21 protein-coding genes are annotated in these 23,788 nt (G+C 72.4%); 13 read left to right on the forward strand and 8 right to left on the reverse strand.

The features are described 5' to 3' along the window. Positions 1 to 56 precede the first annotated feature (56 nt). Positions 57 to 1,532, reverse strand: coding sequence for a sensor histidine kinase (locus ACYVMZ_RS20365; RefSeq protein WP_461081609.1), 1,476 nt, complete (start codon positions 1,530 to 1,532; stop codon positions 57 to 59). Beyond that, complete coding sequence (locus tag ACYVMZ_RS20370) at positions 1,529 to 2,218, reverse strand: response regulator transcription factor (protein ID WP_461081611.1); 690 nt, start codon at positions 2,216 to 2,218, stop codon at positions 1,529 to 1,531. The genes ACYVMZ_RS20365 and ACYVMZ_RS20370 overlap by 4 nt, the downstream gene beginning before the upstream one ends. 153 nt (positions 2,219 to 2,371) lie before the next feature. Here ACYVMZ_RS20370 and ACYVMZ_RS20375 point away from each other — a divergent pair, with 153 nt between their 5' ends. The 7 genes from ACYVMZ_RS20375 (at position 2,372) to ACYVMZ_RS20405 (ending at position 8,598) form a co-directional block, all read left to right on the forward strand. Then, entirely contained in the window at positions 2,372 to 3,712 is a 1,341-nt protein-coding gene (locus tag ACYVMZ_RS20375; RefSeq protein WP_461081613.1) for a ferredoxin reductase family protein, read from the forward strand. Between the two features lie 19 nt (positions 3,713 to 3,731). Then, positions 3,732 to 4,133, forward strand: coding sequence for an FMN-binding protein (locus ACYVMZ_RS20380; protein WP_461081615.1), 402 nt, complete (start codon positions 3,732 to 3,734; stop codon positions 4,131 to 4,133). Between the two features lies 1 nt (position 4,134). Beyond that, positions 4,135 to 4,878: an FAD:protein FMN transferase gene (locus tag ACYVMZ_RS20385; protein ID WP_461081617.1), complete on the forward strand. Its 744-nt coding sequence runs from the start codon at positions 4,135 to 4,137 to the stop codon at positions 4,876 to 4,878. A 172-nt stretch (positions 4,879 to 5,050) separates the two neighbouring features. Next, the gene (locus tag ACYVMZ_RS20390) at positions 5,051 to 6,172 is read left to right on the forward strand and encodes an ABC transporter ATP-binding protein (protein WP_461081619.1); all 1,122 of its coding nucleotides are present in this window, start codon (positions 5,051 to 5,053) and stop codon (positions 6,170 to 6,172) included. Then, positions 6,169 to 6,873 (forward strand): ABC transporter permease, encoded by a 705-nt coding sequence (locus ACYVMZ_RS20395; protein WP_461081621.1) that lies wholly within the window; start codon positions 6,169 to 6,171, stop codon positions 6,871 to 6,873. The genes ACYVMZ_RS20390 and ACYVMZ_RS20395 overlap by 4 nt, the downstream gene beginning before the upstream one ends. Then, entirely contained in the window at positions 6,870 to 7,535 is a 666-nt protein-coding gene (locus tag ACYVMZ_RS20400; RefSeq protein ID WP_461081623.1) for an ABC transporter permease, read from the forward strand. Before ACYVMZ_RS20395 ends, ACYVMZ_RS20400 begins: the two co-directional genes overlap by 4 nt. A gap of 103 nt (positions 7,536 to 7,638) precedes the next feature. Next, on the forward strand, positions 7,639 to 8,598 hold the full coding sequence (locus tag ACYVMZ_RS20405; protein ID WP_461081625.1) for an ABC transporter substrate-binding protein: 960 nt from the start codon (positions 7,639 to 7,641) through the stop codon (positions 8,596 to 8,598). 3 nt (positions 8,599 to 8,601) lie between these two features. Here the strand turns inward: ACYVMZ_RS20405 and ACYVMZ_RS20410 are convergent, their stop codons facing one another. The 6 genes from ACYVMZ_RS20410 to ACYVMZ_RS20435 form a co-directional block, all read right to left on the reverse strand. Then, entirely contained in the window at positions 8,602 to 9,186 is a 585-nt protein-coding gene (locus ACYVMZ_RS20410; protein WP_461081627.1) for a GTP-binding protein, read from the reverse strand. Further along, positions 9,173 to 9,532, reverse strand: a complete 360-nt coding sequence (locus ACYVMZ_RS20415; protein WP_461081629.1) for a DUF742 domain-containing protein — start codon at positions 9,530 to 9,532, stop codon at positions 9,173 to 9,175. The genes ACYVMZ_RS20410 and ACYVMZ_RS20415 overlap by 14 nt, the downstream gene beginning before the upstream one ends. Before the next feature lies 1 nt (position 9,533). Continuing rightward, entirely contained in the window at positions 9,534 to 9,953 is a 420-nt protein-coding gene (locus ACYVMZ_RS20420; protein WP_461081631.1) for a roadblock/LC7 domain-containing protein, read from the reverse strand. A 15-nt stretch (positions 9,954 to 9,968) separates the two neighbouring features. Next, on the reverse strand, positions 9,969 to 12,635 hold the full coding sequence (locus tag ACYVMZ_RS20425; protein WP_461081633.1) for a sensor histidine kinase: 2,667 nt from the start codon (positions 12,633 to 12,635) through the stop codon (positions 9,969 to 9,971). A gap of 137 nt (positions 12,636 to 12,772) precedes the next feature. Next, a complete protein-coding gene (locus tag ACYVMZ_RS20430) occupies positions 12,773 to 13,786 on the reverse strand; it encodes a substrate-binding domain-containing protein (protein WP_461081635.1) in 1,014 nt (337 codons plus the stop codon). 362 nt (positions 13,787 to 14,148) lie between these two features. Further along, positions 14,149 to 15,102: a lytic polysaccharide monooxygenase auxiliary activity family 9 protein gene (locus ACYVMZ_RS20435; protein WP_461081637.1), complete on the reverse strand. Its 954-nt coding sequence runs from the start codon at positions 15,100 to 15,102 to the stop codon at positions 14,149 to 14,151. Between the two features lie 357 nt (positions 15,103 to 15,459). Here ACYVMZ_RS20435 and ACYVMZ_RS20440 point away from each other — a divergent pair, with 357 nt between their 5' ends. The 6 genes from ACYVMZ_RS20440 to ACYVMZ_RS20465 all read left to right on the forward strand — a co-directional run bounded on the left by ACYVMZ_RS20440 (position 15,460) and on the right by ACYVMZ_RS20465 (position 23,788). Next, the gene (locus tag ACYVMZ_RS20440; RefSeq protein ID WP_461081639.1) at positions 15,460 to 17,265 is read left to right on the forward strand and encodes a S8 family peptidase; all 1,806 of its coding nucleotides are present in this window, start codon (positions 15,460 to 15,462) and stop codon (positions 17,263 to 17,265) included. A 293-nt stretch (positions 17,266 to 17,558) separates the two neighbouring features. Beyond that, complete coding sequence (locus tag ACYVMZ_RS20445) at positions 17,559 to 18,206, forward strand: ScbR family autoregulator-binding transcription factor (RefSeq protein ID WP_461081641.1); 648 nt, start codon at positions 17,559 to 17,561, stop codon at positions 18,204 to 18,206. Positions 18,207 to 18,264: 58 nt separating this feature from the next. Beyond that, positions 18,265 to 19,443 carry a damage-control phosphatase ARMT1 family protein gene (locus ACYVMZ_RS20450; RefSeq protein ID WP_461081643.1) on the forward strand — a complete coding sequence of 393 codons (1,179 nt, stop codon included), beginning with the start codon at positions 18,265 to 18,267 and terminating at the stop codon, positions 19,441 to 19,443. Between the two features lie 125 nt (positions 19,444 to 19,568). Continuing rightward, a complete protein-coding gene (locus ACYVMZ_RS20455; protein ID WP_461081645.1) occupies positions 19,569 to 21,923 on the forward strand; it encodes a GTPase-associated protein 1-related protein in 2,355 nt (784 codons plus the stop codon). A 291-nt stretch (positions 21,924 to 22,214) separates the two neighbouring features. Next, the gene (locus ACYVMZ_RS20460; RefSeq protein ID WP_461081689.1) at positions 22,215 to 22,874 is read left to right on the forward strand and encodes a vWA domain-containing protein; all 660 of its coding nucleotides are present in this window, start codon (positions 22,215 to 22,217) and stop codon (positions 22,872 to 22,874) included. Beyond that, a complete protein-coding gene (locus ACYVMZ_RS20465) occupies positions 22,871 to 23,788 on the forward strand; it encodes a protein phosphatase 2C domain-containing protein (RefSeq protein ID WP_461081647.1) in 918 nt (305 codons plus the stop codon). The genes ACYVMZ_RS20460 and ACYVMZ_RS20465 overlap by 4 nt, the downstream gene beginning before the upstream one ends.

A 23,788-nucleotide genomic window follows, 5' to 3' on the forward strand; every position in this document is an offset into this window, starting at 1 on the left:
ACCCGAGACTGCCCGGTCGAGCCCGCGGCGCCCGGCCACCGGGCCGTGCCCGGGCGTCACCGCTCCGTGAGCGCTGCCCCGGCGTGAAGTTCCGCCCCGTCCAGCGGGAGGGAAACCGTGAAGACCGTCGCCCCCGGCTCGCTCGTCAGGGCGATCGTGCCGCCGTGGGCCCGGACCAGGGACCGGGCGACCGCCAGGCCGAGGCCGCTGCCGCCGCGGTCGCGGCTGCGGGCCTTGTCGACGCGGTAGAAGCGGTCGAAGACCCGCTCCCGGTCCTCGGGCGGGATGCCGGGGCCCGCGTCCGCCACCCGGACCAGGGCCGTGGTGGAGGAGACGGAGACGTCGACGGAGACCTCCGTGCCGGGCGGGGTGTGCACGGCGGCGTTGGTGAGGAGGTTGTCCAGGACCTGCCGGACGCGCTGCGGGTCGAGGCGCAGCTTCAGCGGCTCGGAGCCGGTGCGCACCGTCAGCGGGCGGTCCGGGTGGCCGGCGCGGAAGGCGTCGGCGGCCTGCTGGACCAGGTCCCCCAGGTCCACGTCCGACGGCCGCAACGGAGCCTCCACCTCCGCCGCGTCCAGCCGGGCGAGCAGCAGCAGGTCGTCGAGGAGAACTCCCATCCGGGCGGCCTCCGCACGCAGTCGGGCCAGGTGCTTGTCCCGCTCCTCGGGGGCGTTGGCCGCCGCGTACTGGAACAGGTCCGCGTAGCCCCGTACCGACATCAGCGGTGTGCGCAGCTCGTGCGAGGCGTCCGCGATGAAGCGGCGCAGCCGCTGCTCGGCCTCCGCGCGCACGGCCAGGGAGTCGTCGATGTGCTCCAGCATCGTGTTGAAGGCCGTGCGGAGCTCTTCGACCTCGGGACCGCCGTCCCGGCCGTCGGCGCGCAGTGGCAGCCGGGCCGCCGACTCGGTCAGGTCGTGGGAGGCGATGCCCTGCGCGGTGTGCGCCATGTCGCTGAGCGGTTTCAGCCCGCGCCGCAGCATCTTCCGGCCGAACACCACCAGAGCCAGCAGGGCCAGCCCGAACGTGACGACCTGGATCGTGATCAGTTGCTGGACGGTGTCGTCGATGCCATCCATGGGCGCGGCGCTGACCAGGATCACCCCGGGCTCCACCTCGCAGGCGCGCAGCCGGTAGGTGCCGTCGCCCTTCAGGTGCTCGGTGCGGACCAGCTCCGAGCCGGAGTCGGCCCGGGCCCGGGCCAGGGTCGTGAACTCCTCGACGTCCTTCGGCACGTCGGCGGCGTTCTCGGGCTTGCGGAGCATCGGTGTGCCGCCCGACACGTCGTAGACCGCGTAGTACCAGCGGTAGTACCGCTTGCCCTGGAGCGTGCCGTGTTCCGCGATGCTCTTGGACTGGGCGATCTGGGCGAGCTTCATCTGCTCGTTGAGCTGGGCCGACAGATAGTCCCGCATGTACGTCGTCAGGGCCGTGCCGACGACCGCGAACACCACCAGCGACAGGATCCCGAGACCGAGGGCCAGCCGGGTGCCGAGCCTGAGGCGCCGGTACGTCGAGCGCAGCCGCCCGATCACTCGGCGGCCTGCCGGATCACGTACCCGAAGCCCCGCACGGTGTGGATCAGCGGCTCACCCGTGTCGTCGAGCTTGCGGCGCAGCCGGCTGACGACCAGCTCGACGACGTTGGAGCGGCCCCCGAAGCCGTACTCCCACACGTGGTCGAGGATCTGCGCCTTGGTCAGCACGGTCGGCGACTTGCGCATCAGGTAGCGCAGCACCTCGTACTCGGTGGGGGTGAGGGTGAGCAGCTTGTCGCCGCGGCGCACCTCGCGGGTGTCCTCGTCCATCGTCAGGTCCGCCACCCGCAGCACCGAGCGCTGGAAGCCGGGGCCCGCACTGCGCCGCAGCACGGTCCGCAGCCGGGCCATCAGCTCTTCCACGGCGAACGGCTTGACCAGGTAGTCGTCCCCGCCCCGGGTCAGCCCGGCCACCCGGTCGGCGACCCCGTCCCGCGCGGTCAGGAACACCACCGGCACCATCGTCCCGGAGCGGCGCAGCCGGTCCAGCACGCCGAAGCCGTCGAGGTCCGGCAGCATCAGGTCGAGCACCACGATGTCCGGGCGGAAGTCGGCGGCGCGGCGCAGCGCCTCCTCACCCGAGTTCGCGGTGACGGCCTCCCAGCCCTCGTAGCGGGCGACCGTCGCGACCAGGTCGGCGATGGGCGGGTCGTCGTCCACGACGAGGAGTCGTACTTTTTCCACCCGCCCATAGTGCGGCACGCGGCCCCCGGCGCCATCAGGCGTCCGCCCCCCGGATCCACATCGATAGACACCTGAAAGTCCGCCGACAGCAAAACGACAGCGGCCAGCGGCCAAGCTCAGACTCCGAGGACTCGATCAAGGGAGTAGCCGGCCGTGACAGCTGTCCAATCGCCACCCGCGCCCGCCCCGGCGATACGACGCCCGCGCGTGGTGGCCCGCACCGGCCTGTACGCCGTACTTGCCGCGAACGCCGTCGTCGTGGCCGTCTTCTTCGTCCAGGCCGGCTTCGGCTCCAACGCGCTCGTCCTGCTGGGCCGGTTGACCGGCCTGTACGGCGCGCTGCTCATGGCCTTCCAGCTGCTGCTGGTGGCCCGGCTGCCCTGGCTGGACCGCCGTATCGGCATGGACCGGCTCACCACCTGGCACCGCTGGGTCGGCTTCGGCCTGCTGTGGACGCTGCTCGGGCACGCGGTGTTCATCACCCTCGGCTACGCCCGGATGTCGTCGATGGACCCGGTGAACCAGCTGGTGGACCTGGCGGAGACCGTCGAGGGCGTGCTGCGCGCGATCGTCGCGCTGGTGCTGATCCTCGTGATCGGCGGTGTGTCGGCACGCTGGGCCCGGCGTCGGCTGGCGTACGAGACCTGGCACTTCATCCACCTGTACACCTACGTTGCCGTGGTCCTGGCCTTCACCCACCAGGTCGCGGTCGGTACGACCTTCACCGCGTCGTCCGCCGCCACGGCGTACTGGTACACCCTGTGGGGCGTGGCGCTCACCGCGCTGTTCGCCGGCCGGCTGGCGCTGCCGCTGTGGCGGAACTGGCGGCACCAGCTGCGCGTCACGGCGGTCGTCCCGGAGAACGACGACGTCGTCTCCGTCCACGTCACCGGCCGTGACCTGGACCGGCTGCCCGCGCGGGCCGGCCAGTTCTTCCTGTGGCGGTTCCTGACGAAGGACCGCTGGTGGCAGGCCAACCCGTTCTCGCTGTCCGCCGCCCCCGACGGCCGCACCCTGCGGCTCACCGCCAAGGCCGCCGGCGACGGCACCGCCGCCCTGCGCCACCTGAAGGTCGGCACCCGGGTCTTCGCCGAGGGCCCGTACGGCGCCTTCACCGCGCTGCACCGCACCCGGCCGGAGGCCCTGCTCATCGCCGGCGGCGTCGGTGTCACGCCCATCCGGGCGCTGCTGGAGGAGCTCCACGGGCACGCGGTGGTCATCTACCGGGTGGCCACGGACCGGGACGCGGTCCTCTACGACGAACTGCGCGACCTCGCCCAGGCCAAGGGCGCCGCACTGCACCTGGTGACCGGACCGCCGGTCCCCGACCGGCTGGCCCCGAACGAGCTTGTCCGCCTCGTACCGGACGTCGCCGACCGGGACGTCTTCCTGTGCGGGCCGCCCCCGATGATGAACGCCGTGCTCGGCAGCCTGCGTGAACTGGGCGTCCCCAAGCGGCAGATCCACTTCGAGCGCTTCAGCCTGGCCGGATGAGGGAGACGAGGAAGACACCGTGAAACGAGCGATCCCTGTTCTGGTCCTGAGCATCGCGGGCCTGATCCCCGTGTGGCGCTACGCACCGTCGCACGAGACGGCGCCCACCACCGAGGCCGCGGCGCCCGCCGCCACGCCCTCCGCCTCGCCCGGCAGCTCCGTCCAGGTGGTGGTGGGCTCCACCCTCGACACCGAGAAGGGCCCGGTGCAGGTGGAGGTCACCTTCGACGGCGACCGGATCAGCTCCGTACGGATGCTGCGACAGCCGAACCACCCGCAGACCAAGGCCGCCGTGCCCAAGCTCATCGAGGAGACGTTGCAGGCCCAGAGCGCCGACATCGACACGGTGTCCGGCGCGACCGTCACCAGCGAGGGCTACAAGGAGTCCCTGCAGGCCGCCCTCGACGCGAAGGGCTCCTGACGTGCGGCGCGTCGAGCACGTCATGGGGTTCCCGGTCTCCCTGCGGGTCGACGACGAGCACATGCCCGAGGCGGCGGCCGACGCGGTGTTCGCCTGGCTGCGCGAAGTCGACGCCCGGTTCAGCCCCTTCAGACCCGACAGCGAGGTGTCGCGCCTGGACCGGGGCGAGGTCGGCGAGGTCAGCGAGGTCAGCGCCGACCTCCGGGAGATCCTGGAGCTGTGCGAGGAGTTCCGGCTCGCCACCGGCGGCGCGTTCGACGTACGGCTGCCCGGCCGGGGCCTGGACCCCTGTGCCGTGGTGAAGGGCTGGTCGGTGCAGAAGGCGGCCGAACTGCTGACCGCGGCCGGGGCACGGCGCTTCTGCCTGAACGCCGGCGGCGACGTGGTGGTGTCCGGCGGGCCCTGGCGGGTGGGCGTACGGCATCCCGAACACGCCGACCGGCTGTGCACGGTGCTGGACCTCACCGACGGCGCGGTCGCCACCTCCGCGCGCTACGAACGCGGCGACCACATCATCGACGGCCGCACGGGCCGCCCCGCGACCGGCCTCCTCAGCGTGACGGTGACGGCCCCGACCCTCACCGACGCGGACACGGTCGCCACGGCCGCCTTCGCGATGGGCACCGAGGGCATCGAGTGGGCCGCGGCGCGCGAGGGCTGCGAAGTGTTCGCGGTGGACGCCGCGCGGCGGGTGTTGCGGACGGGTGGATTTCCCATGGCGGGGGCGGGGGTGGCGGCGGCGTAAGGGCGCCTTCCCGGCCATCAGGCTCGCGCCGGCTGCTCACGAGCCGGCGGACACCGGCACCGGGACGCGAGACACACGCCGTCTAGACTCGACCGGCGAAGCCCGCACGCCTGGCCAGTGGTTCCCGCCACAGGTCACAGAGTCTCCGCCCACCCGAAGGGTCATCGGCGTTTTGATACGGATGGATTCAGTCACCAAGCGCTATCCGGACGGCACGGTGGCGGTCGACCGGCTCTCGCTGGAGATACCCGACCGCGCGATCACCGTCCTCGTCGGCCCGTCGGGATGCGGCAAGACGACCACCCTGCGGATGATCAACAGAATGGTCGAGCCGACCGAGGGCACGATCCTCCTCGACGGTGCGGACATCCAGCGGCAGCCGGTCACCACGCTGCGCCGGTCCATGGGGTACGTCATCCAGAACGCCGGGCTCTTCCAGCACCGCACGATCGTCGACAACATCGCCACCGTGCCCCGCATGCTCGGCTGGGGCAGACAGCGGGCCCGGGAACGGGCGAGGGAGCTGATGGAACGGGTGGGACTCGACGCCTCGCTCGCCGAGCGGTACCCGTACCAGCTCTCCGGCGGGCAGCAGCAGCGCGTCGGTGTGGCGCGGGCGCTCGCCGCGGATCCGCCGGTGCTGCTCATGGACGAGCCGTTCTCGGCCGTCGACCCCGTGGTGCGCAAGGGCCTGCAGGACGAACTGCTGCGGATCCAGGACGAGTTGGGCAAGACCATCGTCTTCGTCACGCACGACATCGACGAGGCCGTCAAACTGGGCACGAAGGTCGCCGTGCTGCGGGAAGGCGGCCGGCTCGCCCAGTTCGCGCCGCCCGCCGAGCTGCTGTCCGACCCCGCGGACGCCTTCGTCGAGGACTTCCTGGGCGCCGACCGGGGCATCCGGCGGCTGTCCTTCTTCCCGTCCGCGGAGCTGGAGTTGACGACCGGCCCGGTGATACCGCTCGACGCCACCGCCGCGCAGATCGGCGCGCCGGACGTGCCCTACCTCCTGGTGACCGACGCGGAGGGCAGACCGCTCGGCTGGGGCGAGCCGCGGGAGCTGACCGCCGGGGACATCAGGGCGGATCAACTGCTGTCGTACGGGCGGCCGTTCGTGCCCGGCACCGACTCGCTGCGGGCTGCCCTCGACTGTGCCGTGCTCTCGCCCACCGGCTGGGCCGTCGCCGTGGACGCCGACGGCAAGGTCATGGGGGTCGTCTCGCAGCAGACCATCGGGGAGGCGATCCGCACCGCGCACGCGGCGGGACGCACGGACCAGAAAGTCGCCGGATGAACGGCTTCTTCGACATCCCGAGCGACCTCCAGCACAGCTGGGCCGGCCTGATCGGCCTGCACCTGCGCGAGGCGCTGCTGCCGGTGCTGGCCGGGCTGCTGCTCGCGCTGCCGCTCGCCCAACTGTGCGTACGCTTCCGCTGGCTGTACCCGCCCGTACTCGGCGTGACGACCGTGCTGTACGCCATCCCGTCGCTGGCCTTCTTCGTCGTCCTCATCGACTACACCGGCCAGACCGAGCTCACCGTGATGATCCCGCTGGCCGTGTACAGCCTGGTCGTCCTCGTCCCGGCGATCGTCGACGGAGTGCGCTCGGTGCCGCAGGAGACGCTGGCCGCCGCCACCGCCATGGGCTTCGGGCCCGTACGGCGGTACGCGCAGGTGCAGTTGCCGATCGCCGTGCCCGCGATCGTCGCCGGGCTGCGGGTGGCCACCGTGTCCAGCATCTCCCTGGTCAGCGTCGGCGCCCTCATCGGCAACCAGGGCGCCCTCGGCAACCTGCTGGCGGCCGCCCAGAAGTACGACCGGCCCGAGCTGGCGGTCAACTCCGTGATCACAACGGCCGTTCTGGCGATCCTGTGCGACGCCGCGCTGGTCCTGGTCCGCGTCCTGCTGACGCCGTGGATGCCGCGCGGCACGCGCACCCGCCCGAAGCCCGCCGCGCCGCGGGAACGGCCCGTACCGGAGGACGTAATCCGGTGAACGTACTGAACTTCGTCAGCGCCTTCTTCAGCGACAGCGCGCACTGGCACGGCTACGACGGCATCCCCCAGCGCCTGCTCGAACACGTCCAGTACTCGCTGCTGGCCCTGGCCCTCGCCGCCGCGATCGGCCTGCCCGTCGGCCTGATCACCGGGCACACCGGGCGGGGCGGCAACGCCCTCGCCTTCATCGCCACCGCCGCCCGCGCGCTGCCCAGCTTCGGTCTGCTGGTGCTCGTCGTCATCCTGATGGGCTTCGGCCTGCTGCCCGTGATGATCCCGCTGGTCGTCCTCGCCGTTCCGCCGATCCTGGTGACCACCTACGAGGCGGTGCGCTCCGTGGACCCCTCGCCGGTGGACGCCGCCCGGGGCATGGGCATGCGCGAGACGCGGATCCTGTTCCAGGTCGAACTGCCGGTCGCCCTGCCGCTGATCCTCAGCGGTCTGCGCTCGGCGGCCATCCAGATCGTCTCGACGGCCACCATCGCCGCGTACGTCAGCCTCGGCGGCCTCGGCCGGTACATCGTCGACGGGCTCTACCAGCGCGACTACGAGAAGGTGGTCGGCGGCGCCACCCTGGTCGCCGTGCTGGCGCTGGCCACGCTCGCGGTGTTCTGGGCGGCGGGGCGGCTGGCGGTGTCGCCGGGGGTGCGCAGGCGCTGACGTCCGCACACCACCGTGCCCCAACGCCCGCGCACCACCGCGGAAAGAAACCGTAACCAGGCTGTTCTTGACTGACCGAGAAGCGGCTGGATTGGATCGGTGGATGACATCTACCGCGAAGAGCAGCCGGTCCAGGACGAGCCACACCGGCGCGGCAGCCGTCGCGCTCACCGCCGCTGCGGCACTGCTCGCGGGCTGTTCCTCCTCCGCCGACACCTCCGACAACCCCCTGGCCGGAGAGAAGGCGGAGGCCGGCACCGTGGTCGTCGGCTCGAACAACTTCGCCGAGAGCACCCTGCTCGCCGACATCTACGGCGAGGCGCTCAGAGCCAAGGGCATCAAGGTCTCCTACAAGCACAACATCGGCAGCCGGGAGACGACCTACGGCCTGATGAAGAACGGCTCCATCACCCTTCTGCCGGAGTACAACGGCTCCCTGCTGGCCTACCTCGACGCCAAGGCCAAGCCGAAGACGGCCGAGGAGACGACGGCCGCCATCAACGCCAAGCTCGACTCCAAGCTGGAGCTGCTCGAGCCGGCGCCCGCGCAGAACAAGGACTCCGTCACCGTCAACGCGGCCACCGCCAAGAAGTACGGCCTGACCGCCGAGTCCGGCATCGAGGAACTCAAGGGCATCGCCAAGGACCTGGTCTTCGGCGGTTCACCGGAGTTCCAGACCCGGCACCAGGGCCTGCTGGGCCTGAAGTCCGAGTACGGCCTGGAGTTCAAGTCCTTCAAGGCCCTGGACGCGGGCGGCCCGCTGACCCAGGCGGCGCTGAAGAAGAACACCGTGCAGGTCGCGGACATCTTCACCACGGACCCGACCATCAGCAGGGAGAAGTTCGTCGTCCTCAAGGACCCGAAGAACCTCTTCGGCTTCCAGAACGTGCAGCCGCTGGTCCGCAAGGGCGAACTGTCCAAGGAGGGCGTCGACGCCCTCAACGCGGTCTCCGCCAAGCTGGACACGGACACCCTGATGGAGCTGGACGCCCAGGTGCAACTGGAGAAGAAGGACCCGCTGGACGTGGCCAAGGGCTGGCTGAAGTCGGCCGGTCTGGGCTGACGGCTACGTACGCGCCGCGGAGGCGATCAACTGGTCGATCAGGGCGATCAGGACGTCCCGGCACGACTCCCGCTCCCGCGCGTCGCACAGCAGCACCGGGACGTCCTGAGGCAGTGCCAGGGCGTCCCGGATGTCCTCGGGCGGATACGGGTGCTGCCCGTGGAAGCCGTTGACGCCGACGACGAACGGGATGCCGCGGCGCTCGAAGAAGTCGATCGCCGCGAAGCTGGACTCCGGGCGGCGGACGTCCACCAGGACGACGGCCCCGAGGGCGCCGACGGCCAGGTCGTTCCACATGAACCAGAACCGCTGCTGGCCCGGCGTGCCGAACAGGTACAGCACCAGGTCGTCGCCGATGGTGATCCGGCCGAAGTCCAGGGCCACGGTGGTGGCCCGTTTCTGCTCGATGCCGTCCAGGTCGTCGACGCCCAGGCCCGCCATGGTCAGCGGTTCCTCGGTGCGCAGCGGAACGATCTCGCTGACCGAACCGACCATGGTGGTCTTGCCGACGCCGAAGCCGCCGGCGATCAGGATCTTGACCGTGTCGGGTGCCGTGGGCGCTTCGGCGGCGGGGTCAGAGCCGGCCAAGGCCGTCCCTCACTTTCTGCAGCAGGTCCAGGTCCGGGGTGGTACGGGAGACGGGGCGCGGCGGGCGTGCGGTGATCCGGCCCGCCTCCAGCAGGTCGCAGAGCAGGATGACGACCACGCTCACCGGCAGGTCGAGGCGGGCCGCGAGCTCCGCCACGGCGACCGGCTCGGCGCACAGCCGCAGGATCCGCAGATGCTCGGGCTGCGGCCGGGCGGCCGAGGCGGGCGGCGGATCCACCGCGGTCACCGTCGTGATGAGCGTGAAGTCGGCGCGGCTGGGCCGGGTCCGGCCACCGGTCAGGGTGAACGGCCGGACGAGCCGGCCCGACGTGTCGCCTCCGCTCACCTCACGCGCCGGGGCCGAGAGTGCCGCGCGGCGCCGCGCTGAGATGCTCGCCGATCTTCTTCACCAGCATGTTCATCTGGTACGCCACCACACCGACGTCCGCGCCCGGTCCGGTGAGCACCACGAGATGCGCGCCCGGACCGGCCGAGGTGAGGATCAGATAGCTGTTGGCCATCTCGATGAGTGCCTGGCGCACCGGGCCGCCCCGGAAGTCCATGCTGACGCCCTTGCTGAGGCTCATCAGGCCGGACGCGGTCGCCGCGAGCCGTTCGGCGTCGTCACGCAGGAAACCGGTGGACTTGCTGACGACCAGTCCGTCCTCGGAGAGCACCACGGCGTGGTTCACGTCGGCGACCCGCTCCACGAGTCCGGTCAGCAGCTGGTCCAGCTGGGTGTGCGTGGCGGGGATGGGGCGTGTCATGGCGGTGTTCCTTCGTCAGCGGTCGGCGGGGGGAGTCGAGGGGAGGGAGGGCGCCCGCGCGGGGCCGGCCGGGTCCCCGCGGTCGTACGGCGGCTCGCCGTCGTCGTCGCGCGCCTTGAGCGTGCCGCGCTGGAAACCGGCGAGGGAGGAGGCGGCGCGCTCGGCGCTGAAGTCGTCGGGCGAGCCGTCGTCCTCGGCGCGCGAGGGCTCCTCGCGCAGCTCGGCGGCCAGGCTGGTCTGCGGCACACGGCGCGGGAGCGGGGCGAGGCCGTCCCGGCGGGGGACGACCGCGGGCGCGGCGGGGGCGGTGCGTACGGGGACGAGGGAGCGGGACTCCCGGGCGGGCGCAGCGGCCTCGGTGTGCATGGTGTCCACGGTGTCCACCGCGGCCTCGGTGTCCACGGTGTCCACGGCGTCCTCGGTGGCCTTGGCGTGCTCGGTGGCCTCGGTGGCCTCGGCATGCCCGGCGGCTCGGGCGTCTTTGGCGTGTCCGGCGGCTCCGGCGGGCTCCGTGCCCATCGTGCCCTGTGTGCGGGCCGTGCCCGTGCCCACTGTGCCTGCCGTGGCCTGTGTGCCCACCGAACCCAACGTGCCCGCCGTGCCCGCCGTGCCCGCCGTGCCCGGCGTGCCCCCCGTGCCCCGCGCGTCCGCCGGACGCCCGGCGTTCCCCGGGGCCTTGGTGCCGTTCACGGCCGTCGCGCTGTTCGCGTTCGTCGCGCCGTTCGCGTTCGTCGCGCCCGGAGTACCGGTGCCCGGGACCTCCCGTACCACGACCTCGTGCGGGATCAGCACGATCGCCGTCGTACCGCCGTACGGCGACGGGCGCAGCGTGACGGCGATGCCGTGCCGGTGGGCGAGCTGGGAGATCACGAACATGCCGAGCCGCAGGTCGTCGGCGAGTGCCACCACGTCGAACTGCGGGGGGACCGCCAGCTGGGCGTTGAGCGAGGCGTAGTCCTCCTCGGACATGCCGAGGCCGCGGTCCTCGACCTCGACGGCCAGGCCCTTGGCGACCATCCCGGCCCGCACCCCGACGGGGCTCGGCGCGGGAGAGTAGGCGGTCGCGTTGTCGATGAGCTCGGCCAGCAGGTGGATCACGTCGGCGACCGCCGGCGGCGCGAGGTACACCTCCTCGTCGGTGTGCACCTCCACCCGCTGGTACTCGGCGACCTCACCGACGGCGCTGCGCAGGATGTCGATCAGCGCGACCGGCTCGGCCCAGCTGCGGCCGGGCCGCTCGCCGCTGACGATGACCAGGTTCTCCTCGTAGCGGCGCAACTGGCTGGCCGTGGAGTCCAGTTCGTACAGGCCCTTGAGGACGTCCGGGTCGGTGTGCTCGCGTTCCAGCGCGTCGAGCTTGCTGAGCTGGAGGTTGACCAGGTTCTGGCTCTGCCGGGCGATGCCCAGGATGATCTTCTGGAAGCCGCGCCGGGTGTCGGCGAGTTCGACCGCGGTGTGCACCGCCGTGCGCTGCGCGGTGTTGAACGCCTGGGCGACCTGGCCGAGTTCGTCGTGGCCGTAGTCCAGCGGGGTCGTCGCCGACTCCGCGTCGACCTTCTCGCCCCGCTCCAGCCGGGCCACCACGTCGGGCAGCCGCTCCTCGGCCAGGCTGAGCGTGGCCATGCGCAGGCCGCGCAGCCGCCGGGACAGCGAGCGGGTGATCCGCCAGGACATGCCGACGCACAGCAGCAGGGCGGCCAGTCCGCCGGCGCTCAGCGCACCGGCCTTGATCAGCAGGCCGTCGGCCTTCTCGGCGCTGCGGTCCAGCAGGCCCGCCGTCTGCCCCTGGATCAGCCCCGTGTACTGGTCGGAGACCTTGTCCAGGGCGGCTTTCCACCGCTGCTGCGCGTCCGGCAGGGCGATCCGCCCGCCGCGCTCCTCCGCCCGCGCGGCCAGCACCTCGTCCTCGATGTCCTGGAGGGTCTGCCACTCAGGGCTCTGCAGGATCCGTTCGGTCTGCGTCTTCACGCTGCCGCGCAGCGAGGGCAGGATCTGGTCCTGCACCAGCCAGCGGCGGGTGTTGACCAGCTGCACGAACTCGGTCCACGTCTTGTCGTCGAGGTGCCCGGAGGGCCAGGCGAGGGTGAGCCGCGCGTCCTCCTGGGAGACCAGCTCCGCCGCGTGCTCCAGCGCGACCAGCGGGCCGGCCTGCGAGGTCAGGTCGCCGTCGTCGACCTGGGAGAGCTCCTGGAAGGCGTGGATCTGCTCGTCGATGATCGAGGTGTACTGGTCCAGCGCCTGATCGGCGGTGATGTCGGTGGGCTTGTCGACCTGGTCCCGGTAGTACTCCAGGCTGCCCACCGACCCGAGCACCGAGTACAGCCGGTCCGAGACACGGGACGGGGCCTTCTCGATCGCGTCCGCCTGCCCGACCAGTTTCGCGACCGCCGCGTCCGTCTTCCTCCGCTGCTCGTCGAGGGCGGTCCGGGAGCCGTGCGGCGAGGCCAGCCACGCGGCCGACAGGCTGCGTTCCCGCTGGAGCGCGAGCGTCGCGTCGGTGCCCATGGCGCCGGTCGACCGGCTCAGCTCCGTCTGGGCGCGCAGCCGCAGGCCCTCCGAGAACATCTGGATCGTCGTCACACCCCACATGGCGGCGAGGGTGACGCTGGGAACCAGGGCCAGGAGGACCAGGGAGAGGCGTATGGAGCCGAGACGGCGCCGGGCACGTGTCCGTGGAGACATCGTCGTCCTAGGGCGATCAGCGGGGGAGCGGGGAGCGGGCGGGGAGAAGAGGGGAGGTCAGGATGTTATCCGTACAAGTGACCGTACGGGCCGTACGTGACCGAATCTTTGGCGACACCCTCACAGGAAGTGTCCGGTCAGCGGGTTCCGTTGGCCGCGAACCGGGCGACCGCGCCGACGTTGGTCCGGGTCACGAACGCGGGCCCGGTGAGGACGGGGGCCACGCCACCGCCGCTGATGTTGCCGTTCGTCCTGTACAGCCACAGCGCGTCCACCGCGAGGTAGCCCTGCAGGTAGGGCTGCTGGTCCACCGCGAACTGCACATCGCCGCGCTGCACGGCCTCGACCAGGTCCTTGTTGAGGTCGAAGGTGGCCACGCGGGCCTTGCCGCCCGCCTCCTTGACGGACTTGACCGCCGCGACCGCGAACTGGGCGCCCAGGGTGACGACTTGATCGATGGACGGGTCCTGCCGCAGCCGGTCGGCGATCGCGCCGGTCACCGCGTCCAGGTCGGTGCCCTCGACGTAGAGGTTCTCGGTCTCGCCGCCGAAGGTCTTCTTCACGCCGGCGCAGCGGGCCTCCAGGGCGACGTTGCCCCGCTCGTGGACGACGCACAGGGCGTGCTTGGCCTTGAGGTCGTTGAGCTTGTCGCCGACGGCCTGCCCGGCGACGCTCTCGTCCTGGCCGAAGTACTCCAGGAGCCCGGCGGGTTTCCAGGCTCCGATGCCGGAGTTGAGCCCGACCACGGGTATGCCCGCCCGCCGGGCCTCGGCGACCGGGCCCTTCATCGCCTGCGGTTTGGCCAGTGTCACCGCGATGCCGTCCACCTTGTCGCGGACCGCGTCCCGTACCAGCTCGGCCTGTGCGCCGGCGTCGGAGTCGCTCGCGAACGTCAGGTCGATGCCGTCCTTGGCGGCCGCCGCCTCCGCGCCCTTCCTCACCAGGTCCCAGAAGGCGTCGCCCTTGCCGCCGTGGGCGACCAGGGCGACCTTGAGGCGGCCGGTACCGGCCCGGCCCGCCGAGTCCGCGCCCGATCCGTCGTCGGCCGCGCCGAAGGCGGAGCAGCCGGACACCAGCAGGCCGACGGCGGCGGCCAGGGCCGTGCAGCGGAGGAGTCCGGGGGAGCGGTGAGGCGGGGGTGGTGTCTTCATGAGGATGCGGCACCTCGCTGTGCGGCCGAGCAAGAGCATGGGGAGAGTGCAGGCGGAGCCGCATGACGTGCGCCGACCGGGTGACTCTCGCTGGCCGGGAGCCAACCCTGTGAGGACACCGGTCGTCAAGTGAGCAGCCACGTGACGTGAGCTGCTGCTGCCGCATCGTGATGATCCGTACGACGGGCCGAACGAGCCGGCCGCCGGACCTGCGGTTACGCCTTGCGCCACCGCACCGTCCCTCGCGATGCCCTCCTCCCGGACCGGCTCGGCGGGGCCTGCCGCCCAAACCGACCGCGCGGTCCGTGGCCGACGTCTAGGGGGCGACCGTCTTCATCAACCGACCTCCATGAAAGGGGAATTCAGGGCCGCCGCAGCCGGACGGCCAAAGCGGTACCGCCGGCCAGCACCAGCACCGCCGCGGCGCCGCCCGCCAGCAGGGGAGCGGAAGGCCCCGAGGCGGGCTCGGCGTTCGAGGCCACCGGGGCGCTGTCGCCGTGTGCGCGCGGGGCCGCCGCCGGGGCCTCGGGCGTACGCTCCCCGACCGTGGGTGAGGCGGGGACGCTCGTACGGCCCCCGCCACCCGGGGAGGCCGGTGCGGGAGTGTCCTCCCTCTCCTCCGGCTCCTCGCGCTCCTTCGGCTCCTCCCTCTCTTGCGGCTGCTCCGGCTCCTTACGCTCCGGGAACACCACGTCCGAGCACGAGTAGTACGTGTCCGGCGTACTGCTGTTCTGCCACACCGTGTACAGCACGTGCCGCCCCGTCCGGTCCGCCGGCAGCGTCGCCCTGATGCGGTACGCGCCGTCCGTCAGCGCCGGGTCCCTGATCTCGGCGAAGGGCTTCTCCGGAAGGTCGGACCAGGTCAGCGGCCCGGCCGGGTCGTAGCCGGGCTTCGTCAGGTAGAGCCGGAACGTGCCGGTGTGCGGGATCGTCGAGACGTAGCGCATCGTCAGGGTTCCGCCGGGCGTCAGCCGGGTCGACGGCCAGTCGGCGCGGGCGAGGTCGAGGCCCCGGTAGGCGGGCAGGCCCCCGCTGCACAACTGCCCGTCGGGGACCACCTGCCGGTCCCTGCCGTCGACGTCCGCGACCCGCAGGTTGTCCCACGCCGTGAACGGGGCGCCGCCCGCGGCGACGGCCGCGCGGCAGGCCGCCGAACCGGTGCGGGCACCGCCCTCGGGGGAGCAGGCCACGACCCGGCTCACCGGATCCGTCGGCGCGCCGTGCGCCCGCGCGGGACCGGCCGCCCACAGCGGCAGCAGCAACGGGGTGACCAGGGCGGCCGCGAGTGCGGTGCGGTGGGCGGTCGTCCTGGGCATCGGTCAGCGTCTCCTCGGCCGGGCATCAACGCTCTGGCCCCGTGGAGTACGGGACACCGGCCCGGCGCGTTCAGCGCGGGACGGCGGGCAAAGCGGGCCGTTCCCGGTCAACCGCCGGGCAACGAGGGTGGGGTTCCGGCCGGATCGAGGGTTTCCCCTGTATCCGTGTGACCTGCCCTTTGCCTATCGTTCGAGCACAGCTGACCCACAGGTAACCCCGAACGGGTCGCCCCTTCGCGCCTGGCCGGCCATCGCCGACGCTTTTCGGTTTCACCCCCCTCCGCTTCGAGGACGAAGCGACCGACCGCCACTTCGCGCTGCCCCACGGCCCGGAGTCACGGCACGAAAGGCAAGCTCTTGCGTACCTCCCCGAACCCCTCCCCGAGACGGAAGCTGATATCCGTCGCCGCGGTCTCCGCCGCCCTGCTCACGGCCGCCACTGCGCAGGCCGCCGTCGCCCAGGAATCCCCCGCCCCCGCGTCCGCCGTCCCCACGGCCCAGACCGAGGCCGCGCCCGGCACCCCGGCCGAGCGGCTCATCGTCGGCTACAAGTCCGGCGCCGCCGAGGCCAAGTCGAACAAGGCAGCCGCCGCCGACGCCGAGACGAAGGCCAAGGAGACCGGCGAGGACGTCGACTTCCAGCGCCGCCTCGGCACCGGAGCCGCCCTCGTCGACCTCGGCGAGAACGTCACCAAGGGCGACGTCGCCGACGTCCTCGCCGAGTACCGGGCCGACCCGCAGGTCGCCTATGTCGTACCGGACCGCCTCAACAAGCCGATGGCCACCCCGAACGACACCGAGTACGCCAAGCAGTGGGACCTGTTCGAGTCCACCGCGGGCATGAACGTGCCGGGCGCCTGGGACCTCACGACCGGCACCGGCGTCACCGTCGCCGTCATCGACACCGGCTACGTCGCCCACTCCGACCTCGCCGCGAACATCGTCGGTGGCTACGACTTCATCTCCGACACCGCCGTCGCCGTCGACGGAAACGGCCGCGACAGCAACCCGGCCGACCCGGGCGACTGGTACAACGCGGGCGAGTGCGGCGCCGGCATCCCCGCCAGCGACTCCTCCTGGCACGGCACCCACGTGGCGGGCACCATCGCCGCCGCCACCAACAACGGCAAGGGCGTCGCCGGCATCGCGTACGGCGCGAAGATCTCCCCGGTCCGTGTCCTCGGCAAGTGCGGCGGCTACGACTCCGACATCATCGACGCCATCACCTGGGCGTCCGGCGGCACGGTCTCAGGCGTCCCCGCCAACACCAACGTCGCCAAGGTCATCAACATGAGCCTCGGCGGGAGCGGCGCCTGCTCCACCGCCACCCAGAGCGCCATCAACGCCGCCGTGAACCGCGGCACCACGGTCGTCGTCGCGGCCGGCAACGAGAACCAGAACGCCGCCAACTCCTCCCCGGCGAACTGCAACAACGTCATCACGGTCGCCGCGACCAACCGCGCGGGCAGCCGCGCCTCCTACTCCAACTACGGCTCCGTCGTCGACATCGCCGCGCCCGGCGGCGAGACCCGCACCAGCACGGCCAACGGCATCCTGTCCACGCTGAACTCCGGCACCCGGACCCCGTCGACCGAGAACTACGACTACTACCAGGGCACCAGCATGGCCACCCCGCACATCGCGGGCCTCGCCGCGCTGCTGAAGTCGGCCAACTCCGCGCTGACCCCCGCCCAGATCGAGTCGGCGATCAAGGCCAACGCCCGTGCCCTGCCCGGCACCTGCTCCGGCGGCTGCGGCGCGGGCCTGGCGGACGCCGCCAAGACCGTGCAGGCCGTCAAGGGCGGTACGCCGACGGGGACCACGTTCGCCAGCACCACCGCGGTCGCCATCCCGGACAACGGCTCGGCGATCGAGTCCCCGGTCACCGTCAGCGGCCGCAGCGGCAACGCTCCCTCCGCCCTCCAGGTCGGCGTGGACATCACCCACACCTACCGCGGTGACCTCGTCATCGACCTGGTCGCGCCGGACGGTTCGACGTACCGCCTGAAGTCCGCCAGCTCCTCGGACTCCGCGGACAACGTCACCACGACCTACACGGTGAACGCTTCGAGCGAGGTGGCCAACGGCACCTGGAAGCTGCGCGTGCAGGACACCGCGGCGCAGGACACCGGCACGCTCAACAGCTGGAGGCTCACCTTCTGAGCCACGGAGGCCAGTTGTGAACCACGGAGGCTGAACAGGCGCGTGTCACAAGCGGGCGGGCCGGCCGGTGCGGATGGGGCACCGGCCGGCCCGTCGTGTTCTTGCCCACACCACCACCACGTTGCATACCGAACGTGCCGTTTTTGTTCGGGAGTTCCGCTTGTTTTGCCGGAAGTGCACCAGCAATCCGGCACACTGGTGTGATGAAAGCCGTCGCACGGTGAGTTATCGTGTACGGGGGGTTAAAACATACGGCATGACCCGTTCCTTTCCGGCCCAGGAGAGTTCAGTCGATGGCGAGGCAGTTACGCGCCGAACAGACCCGCGCGACGATCATCGCGGCCGCAGCTGACCTGTTCGACCGTCACGGCTACGAATCGACCAGCCTCAGCGACATCGTCGAGCACGCCCGTGTCACCAAGGGTGCCCTGTACTTCCACTTCGCGGCGAAGGAAGACCTCGCCCACGCCATCCTGGAACGACAGTCCGACATCTGCCGCCACCTGGTACGGGAGACCGACCACCGGGGCTACTCGTCCCTGGAAGCCGTCATGCGCCTCACGTTCGGCGTCACACGCCTGTCCGTCGAGGACCCGGTCCTGCGGGCCGGCCTCCGGCTCGCCACCGGCGGGATCCGGCCGAGGCCACCGCTGATGCACCCCTTCACGGAGTGGCTGGACATCGTCACGTCCCGGCTCCTCGGCGCGGTCAAGGAGTCCGACGTCAACCCGGACATCGATGTCGAGGCCGTCGCCCACTCCCTCGTCTGCTTCTTCGTCGGCACGCGCGTCGTGGGCCGCTCCCGCGAGCCCGTCGCCCGCCAGCCCCGCAGGACCGCCGAGATGTGGCAGATACTCATCCGCGGCCTGGTCCCGGTCACCCGCCGGGCCCGCTATCTGAGCCTCGCGGCACGCCTGGAACGGGAGATCGCCCCGGTCTGACGGGTGCGGGCGAGCGGGCCGACCGGCCGCCGCCGCACCGCACGCTACGGTGAGCCGCATGCCCCACGCCCCCACCGCCCCCGTCATCGTCGGCAACGAGCCGGGCTCGTTCCCGCACAGCGTGCTGGCCGAGCGGCACCCCGCGATCATCCGTCAGGTGCGCGAGGCCTTCCCGTACGGCCCCGAACAGCACCGCGCCCTCGACGCGCTGCTGGAGAGCTGCGCCCAGGGCGTCATCGAGCCGCTCCCCGCCGACGCGCACGACCGGGACCGCTGGGACACCTGGGGCATGCGGGAGTACGCGGGCCGCTCCTGGTACGACGTGCCCTGGCTCTGGTCCGAGAGCTACTTCTACCGCCGGCTCCTCGACGCCGTGGGCTACTTCGCGCCCGGCCCCTGGCAGGGCATCGACCCCTTCCGCCCCTTCAAGCTCGCCGAACTCGACGCCTCCGAGACCGACGAGGAACTGGCCGCGCTCGACGACCTCGCCGGCCGGCCCGCCCGCGAACAGGCCCAGGCCCTGCTGCACGGCTCCCTGTGGGGCAACCGCGCGGACCTCGGATTCCGGCTGTCCGCCGAGGGCGCCCGGGCCACGGCCGCCGTGCCCGGCCTCGTCGCCGACGACAGCGAGACCCTCTGGCCGCTGCTCGACACCTCCGGCACGGGCACCCTGTGCCTGATCGCCGACAACGCGGGCCGCGAACTCGTCCCCGACCTGCTGCTCGTCGCCCACCTCCTGGCCGACGGGCACATCGGCCGGGCCGTCCTGCACGTCAAGCCGTACCCGTACTACGTCTCCGACGCCACCACCGCCGACGTCGTCGACGCGCTGCGCCGCCTGACCCGCGCCGCGGGAGCCGCCGCCGGCCACGGGCACCTGCTGTGGTCCGCCCTGGCCGACGGCCGTCTCACCCTCCGCGCCCACCCCTTCTCCTGCGCCCCGCTGCCGTACCGGGACATGCCCGACGACCTTCGCGCGGAGCTCGCCCAGGCCACGGTCACCGTCCTCAAGGGCGACCTCAACTACCGCCGCCTGGTGGGCGACCGGCTCTGGCCCCCCACCACGCCCTTCGCCGACGTCACCGCCCACTTCCCCGGCCCCGTCGCCGCCCTGCGCACCCTGAAGTCCGACGTGATCACCGGCCTCGCCGCCACCACCGAGGCCGCGCTGGTGGCGCAGGAGGAGCAGCGGTGGCGCACCAGCGGCACGCATGCGCTGATCCAGGTGCGGGCGTGAACCCCTGGCGCGTTTCGCCCTGCACGGGCGGCGGGTGACAGCGAGCAGCGGGTCCGCGCCCGTGCGCCCCGCTCCAACTCGCCCGTCTGCCTGCGCGGTTCGGCGCGGATCGCCAGAATGACGGCATGGCCATCCGCGAACTCAGCTACGTGCTCCGCCGCGATCCCGCCACGGGCGCTCACGAGGTGACCTCCGTCGCCGCGGTGCCCGAGGGCGTGCCGGACGACCTGATGGAGCGGATCATCATCGCCACGCACCGCGCGGCGCCCGCGTCGGGGGCCGCGCTCAGCTACACCCGGCTGCCCCACGAGGACGGCGGCGTACTGCTGTGCAGTGCGCGCCGCGACGAGGAGTCGGCCGGGCTGCGCGTCCACGTACGGTACGCGGTGGGCGATCCGGACGGGACGTGGTCGCGCTGGCCCGTCGACGCCTTTCGCCCGCGGGCCCTGGACTGGCGCGGTGAAGCCCCGTTCGCCGACCCCGGCCGGCGCTGGGACGAGGCGCTGCTGCTGCAGTTCGCCGAGAAGCAGGCCCCGCGCGTGGCGCCCTTCCTGGCCGACGTACGCCGGCTGTTCGCGGATCCCGCCGGCCGCCAGATCGTGGTGGCCGAGGAGGACCAGGAGACCGTGGCCCGGTGGATCGCACTGGCCTGCGCCTCGCTGCCCGGCGCGTACGCCCGGGCACTGACGTTCACGACCCACACACCCGACCCGGGAACCGCCCCGCATCAGATCCTCGGGATCGGCCCGGACACCGACCCGGACGTCTTCGACCGGTGTGACGAGGAGACCCGTACCCACCTCTTCCGGGTCCACGACGGCCTGGGCGGCCCGGGCAGCCCGCGCCTGCCCGATACCTGGGCCGAGGTGACGGCCTGGCTCTGGTGCGAGGGGCTGGTCCCGCGGGCATCCGGTGAACCGGCCGACATCGCCTCCCCGGACGACGCCTTCGCCCTGCTCCCGCTCGTCCGCCGGGCCCTGGACAGCGACGAGTGGAAGCACCTCGACGCCCTGCGGGACGACGCCCTGCGCGACCTGGTGGCCGCCACCCGGGACACGGCGGAACGGGAGCGGCTGGACGGCGACGCCGTGGCGGACCTCACCCGGTTCTGCGTACGGCTCGGGGAACACCGCCGTCCCGCGGTGCAGCCGCTCGCCCTCGCCCTGGCCCGGCGGCGGATGGACGCGGCGGACCCACGGGACACCGTGCCGGCGCTGGAGTCCTGCACCGATCTGCCCCTCGACGAGACGTCCTGGCACACGCTGCGCGCCGCGTACGGACCGCCGCCCGAGGACGAGCTGCGGAAGCTGCTGCGCGGCCGGTTCGACACCTGGGAGAAGCCGCTGCACGCCCTGCTCACCGCCGGGGCGGACCGCAGCCCCGTCCTCGACGAGGTCGTGGAACGGATCGCCGGCACGCTCGTCAGCACCGACGCGCGCAGGGCCCGCTCGGCGGCGGTCGCCCTGCTCACGGCAGTGGATCACCGCGGGCTCACCCGCCGGGTCCTGCACCGGCTGGCCGAGGGCTTGACGGAGCACCGCGCCCGGACCCTGCGCGACCTGGCCGCCTCACCGCATGGCGAGTGGCTGCGCGCCCACCTCGACGGGGCGCCGCTCGCCGTACGGCTCGCCGTGTCGGCGGCGGACCTCGGCGGCGAACCGCACCGCCTGGCGGGCGCGGACCTGTGGATCCGGCTGGCCGAACGGCACCTGGACGGGCAGGTGCCCGACGTTCCCACGCTGCGGCTGCTGTGGGCCCTGGTCTGGCCGGGGAAGGACCAGCCGTCCCCCGCGGACCAGAGCAGGATCACCCAGGTCTGCTCCGCCCGGCTGATCGTCGAGGCGGAGCGGCACGTTCCCCTCATCCGCTGGCTCAAGCACCCGGACGAGGTCGACGGGGCGCTCATCGAGTTCGCCCGCGCTCTCGCCCATGCCCGGCTCGGCCCCTCGGAGGAGGCCGTCGCCGAACTCCTGGTCCTCGCCCACGACTTCGCCCTCGGCCGCGAGCCGGTCGGCCGCACCATGGAACGCCTGCCCGCCCTGGAGGAGCGGGCGAGAGAGCTGGGCCCCGTGCTGCGCGACGCGATCGACCGGCGGATCGCGCACGGCCTTGCCCGGACCGACCCGGAGGAACTGCTCCGTTCCCGTGCCGTGCGCCATCTCGCCACCGCGAACGGGACGTTGCTCCGCCACTACCGGGAGGCCGTGGCGCAGGCCCGGCGCCCGGGTGCTGCGCTGGACCGTATGGCACTGCGCGAACCGGGCCGGGTCGCCGCCCTGTTCACCCTGTGGTGCGCCTCCCACAAAGGCGCCACGAGTGCCTGGCAGAACACCGCCGATGCCCTGCTCGACGAGGTGATCGGTTCCGCACTGCCGCAGTTGGGCGAGCACGGCCAAAAAGAGGTGCTCAAGGTCCTGACGAGCCGGAGCGGTGCCGACTGGGCACAGGCCTGGCTCGCGTGGCGCAACCGCTCCCGCTGAAACCGGGGCGCGTTCGCCTGATGGGGGCGCACAAGGGGCGCACGATCCCGGCGGAGGTTGTCCCGGTGCCCCCGCAATCCACACATGCACCAGATCTTCGGCGCCGTTCTCAACTAGGCTTGTTCGCAACGAAGTCCACAGGACCGTCCATGGGTACGCGCGCGAGAACACCGGCGAGGAAGTCCGCGGGACTCGGACGACGCGTCACACGGAAGACGCGGGGCCGGCACGGCCCCGGCCTCGGGGGAGAGGACCAGCGTGAGCGACACCTTCGACCTGCCCGGCGGCAAGATGGCGAGCCGCCCCGTCGACTTCATCTGGCTGCTGGACTGCTCCGGCTCGATGAGCGTGAACGGAAAGATCGCCGAGTTGAACTTCGCCATCCGCGAGGCCATCCCGGAGATGCAGCAGGCCGCCCGGGCCAATCCCGGAGCCACCCTGCGCGTGCGCGCCATCTCCTTCGCCAGCGGCGCCAGTTGGCACATCGACGAGCCGACGCCGGTGGACGAGTTCGTCTGGGAGGACCTGCACACCTACGGCGGCACCGACATGGGTGCCGCGTTCCGGCTGGCGGCCGGCGCGCTGCAGACGCCGCCCATGCCGCAGCGCGCCCTGCCGCCGGTGCTGGCCCTCGTCTCCGACGGCCAGCCCACCGACGACTGGCGCTCCGGACTGCGCGCCATCGACGACACGCCCTGGGGCAAGCGCGCGGTGCGCGTCGCCCTCGCCATCGGCGACGACGCGGACAAGAGCATGCTCAAGGAGTTCCTCGCCAACCCGGAGCTGGAGCCCCTGCACGCGAAGAACCCCCGCCAGCTCGCCGCCGCCATCCGCTGGATGTCCACGGCCGTGAAGGCCGCCTCCACGCCCAAGGTCGACGGCGCCGGCGCCATGCAGGCCCCGCCGCCCGTGGCGCTGGGCAAGGACGAGGACGAAGATCCCATCTGGTGAACGGCGTCGTGGCACCGCCCGAGCGCTGGGAACTGCTCGAGGGCACGGTCAAGGGCGCGGGCAAGAAGTACAGCCAGGACCGCGGCACCGCCCGGCACCTGGCCGGCGGACGTGCCGTCGTGCTCGCCGTGGCCGACGGACACGGCTCCGCGCCGCACTTCCGCAGCGACCTGGGAGCGGGCTGGGCCGTCGAGGAGTTCCTCGCCTGCGCCGGGGAGTTCGCGGGTGCGGCCGTACGGTACGACGAGGAGGCGGAGCGGCGGGGCGACGAGGGCCCGTGGTGGAACGCGCTCGCCCCCCTGCACGCCGAGGCCCGCCGGCTGCCCCAGCAGCTCGCCCACCGCTGGTACGAGCGCGCGACCCTGCACGACTGCAACTCCCCGGCCCACGGCGCACTTTCCCCCCGGCCGGCCGACCAGCAGCAGGGCCGGCTACCGAAGGGCCCCGACCTCACGGCCTACGGCACCACCCTCCTCGGCGCCGTCCTCACCCGGCGCCTGATGGTGTGCTGGCAGCTCGGCGACGGGGACGTCGTCGTCCTCGACGCCGCCGGCACGCCGAACGCACCCCTGTACACCGGGCCGGACCTCGGTGACGAGACGGACTCCCTGTGCGCGCCCGAGCCCTGGCACCGCGCGCGCTGCCACTGGCAGCCGCTGACCCGCGAAGGCCCCTCGGGCATCCTGCTGTCCACCGACGGGCTGTCCAAGAGCTTCACCGACCGCCAGGGCTTCCTCGACTTCGCCGCCGGAGTGCACGGCCGCGCCGTCGAGCACGGGATGCCCGCGGTACGCACCCGGCTGCCGGAGTGGCTGGGCCACGCCGCCCAGTACTCCGGCGACGACACGACACTCGTGGGCGCGTTCGAGGCCGCCGGCCCCACCGCGCCCCGGCACGACGCGCCACCCACGTGA

This window comes from Streptomyces deserti (assembly GCF_054782695.1).

What these genes read in the sequence shown, in the direction of transcription:
- ACYVMZ_RS20395 (WP_461081621.1), top strand. Translation starts at nt 6,169, where the DNA reads ATGAACGGCTTCTTCGACATCCCGAGCGACCTCCAGCACAGCTGGGCC.
- ACYVMZ_RS20405 (WP_461081625.1), top strand. Translation starts at nt 7,639, where the DNA reads ATGACATCTACCGCGAAGAGCAGCCGGTCCAGGACGAGCCACACCGGC.
- ACYVMZ_RS20420 (WP_461081631.1), bottom strand. Translation starts at nt 9,953, where the DNA reads ATGACACGCCCCATCCCCGCCACGCACACCCAGCTGGACCAGCTGCTG.
- ACYVMZ_RS20425 (WP_461081633.1), bottom strand. Translation starts at nt 12,635, where the DNA reads ATGTCTCCACGGACACGTGCCCGGCGCCGTCTCGGCTCCATACGCCTC.
- ACYVMZ_RS20430 (WP_461081635.1), bottom strand. Translation starts at nt 13,786, where the DNA reads ATGAAGACACCACCCCCGCCTCACCGCTCCCCCGGACTCCTCCGCTGC.
- ACYVMZ_RS20435 (WP_461081637.1), bottom strand. Translation starts at nt 15,102, where the DNA reads ATGCCCAGGACGACCGCCCACCGCACCGCACTCGCGGCCGCCCTGGTC.
- ACYVMZ_RS20445 (WP_461081641.1), top strand. Translation starts at nt 17,559, where the DNA reads ATGGCGAGGCAGTTACGCGCCGAACAGACCCGCGCGACGATCATCGCG.
- ACYVMZ_RS20450 (WP_461081643.1), top strand. Translation starts at nt 18,265, where the DNA reads ATGCCCCACGCCCCCACCGCCCCCGTCATCGTCGGCAACGAGCCGGGC.
- ACYVMZ_RS20455 (WP_461081645.1), top strand. Translation starts at nt 19,569, where the DNA reads ATGGCCATCCGCGAACTCAGCTACGTGCTCCGCCGCGATCCCGCCACG.
- ACYVMZ_RS20460 (WP_461081689.1), top strand. Translation starts at nt 22,215, where the DNA reads ATGGCGAGCCGCCCCGTCGACTTCATCTGGCTGCTGGACTGCTCCGGC.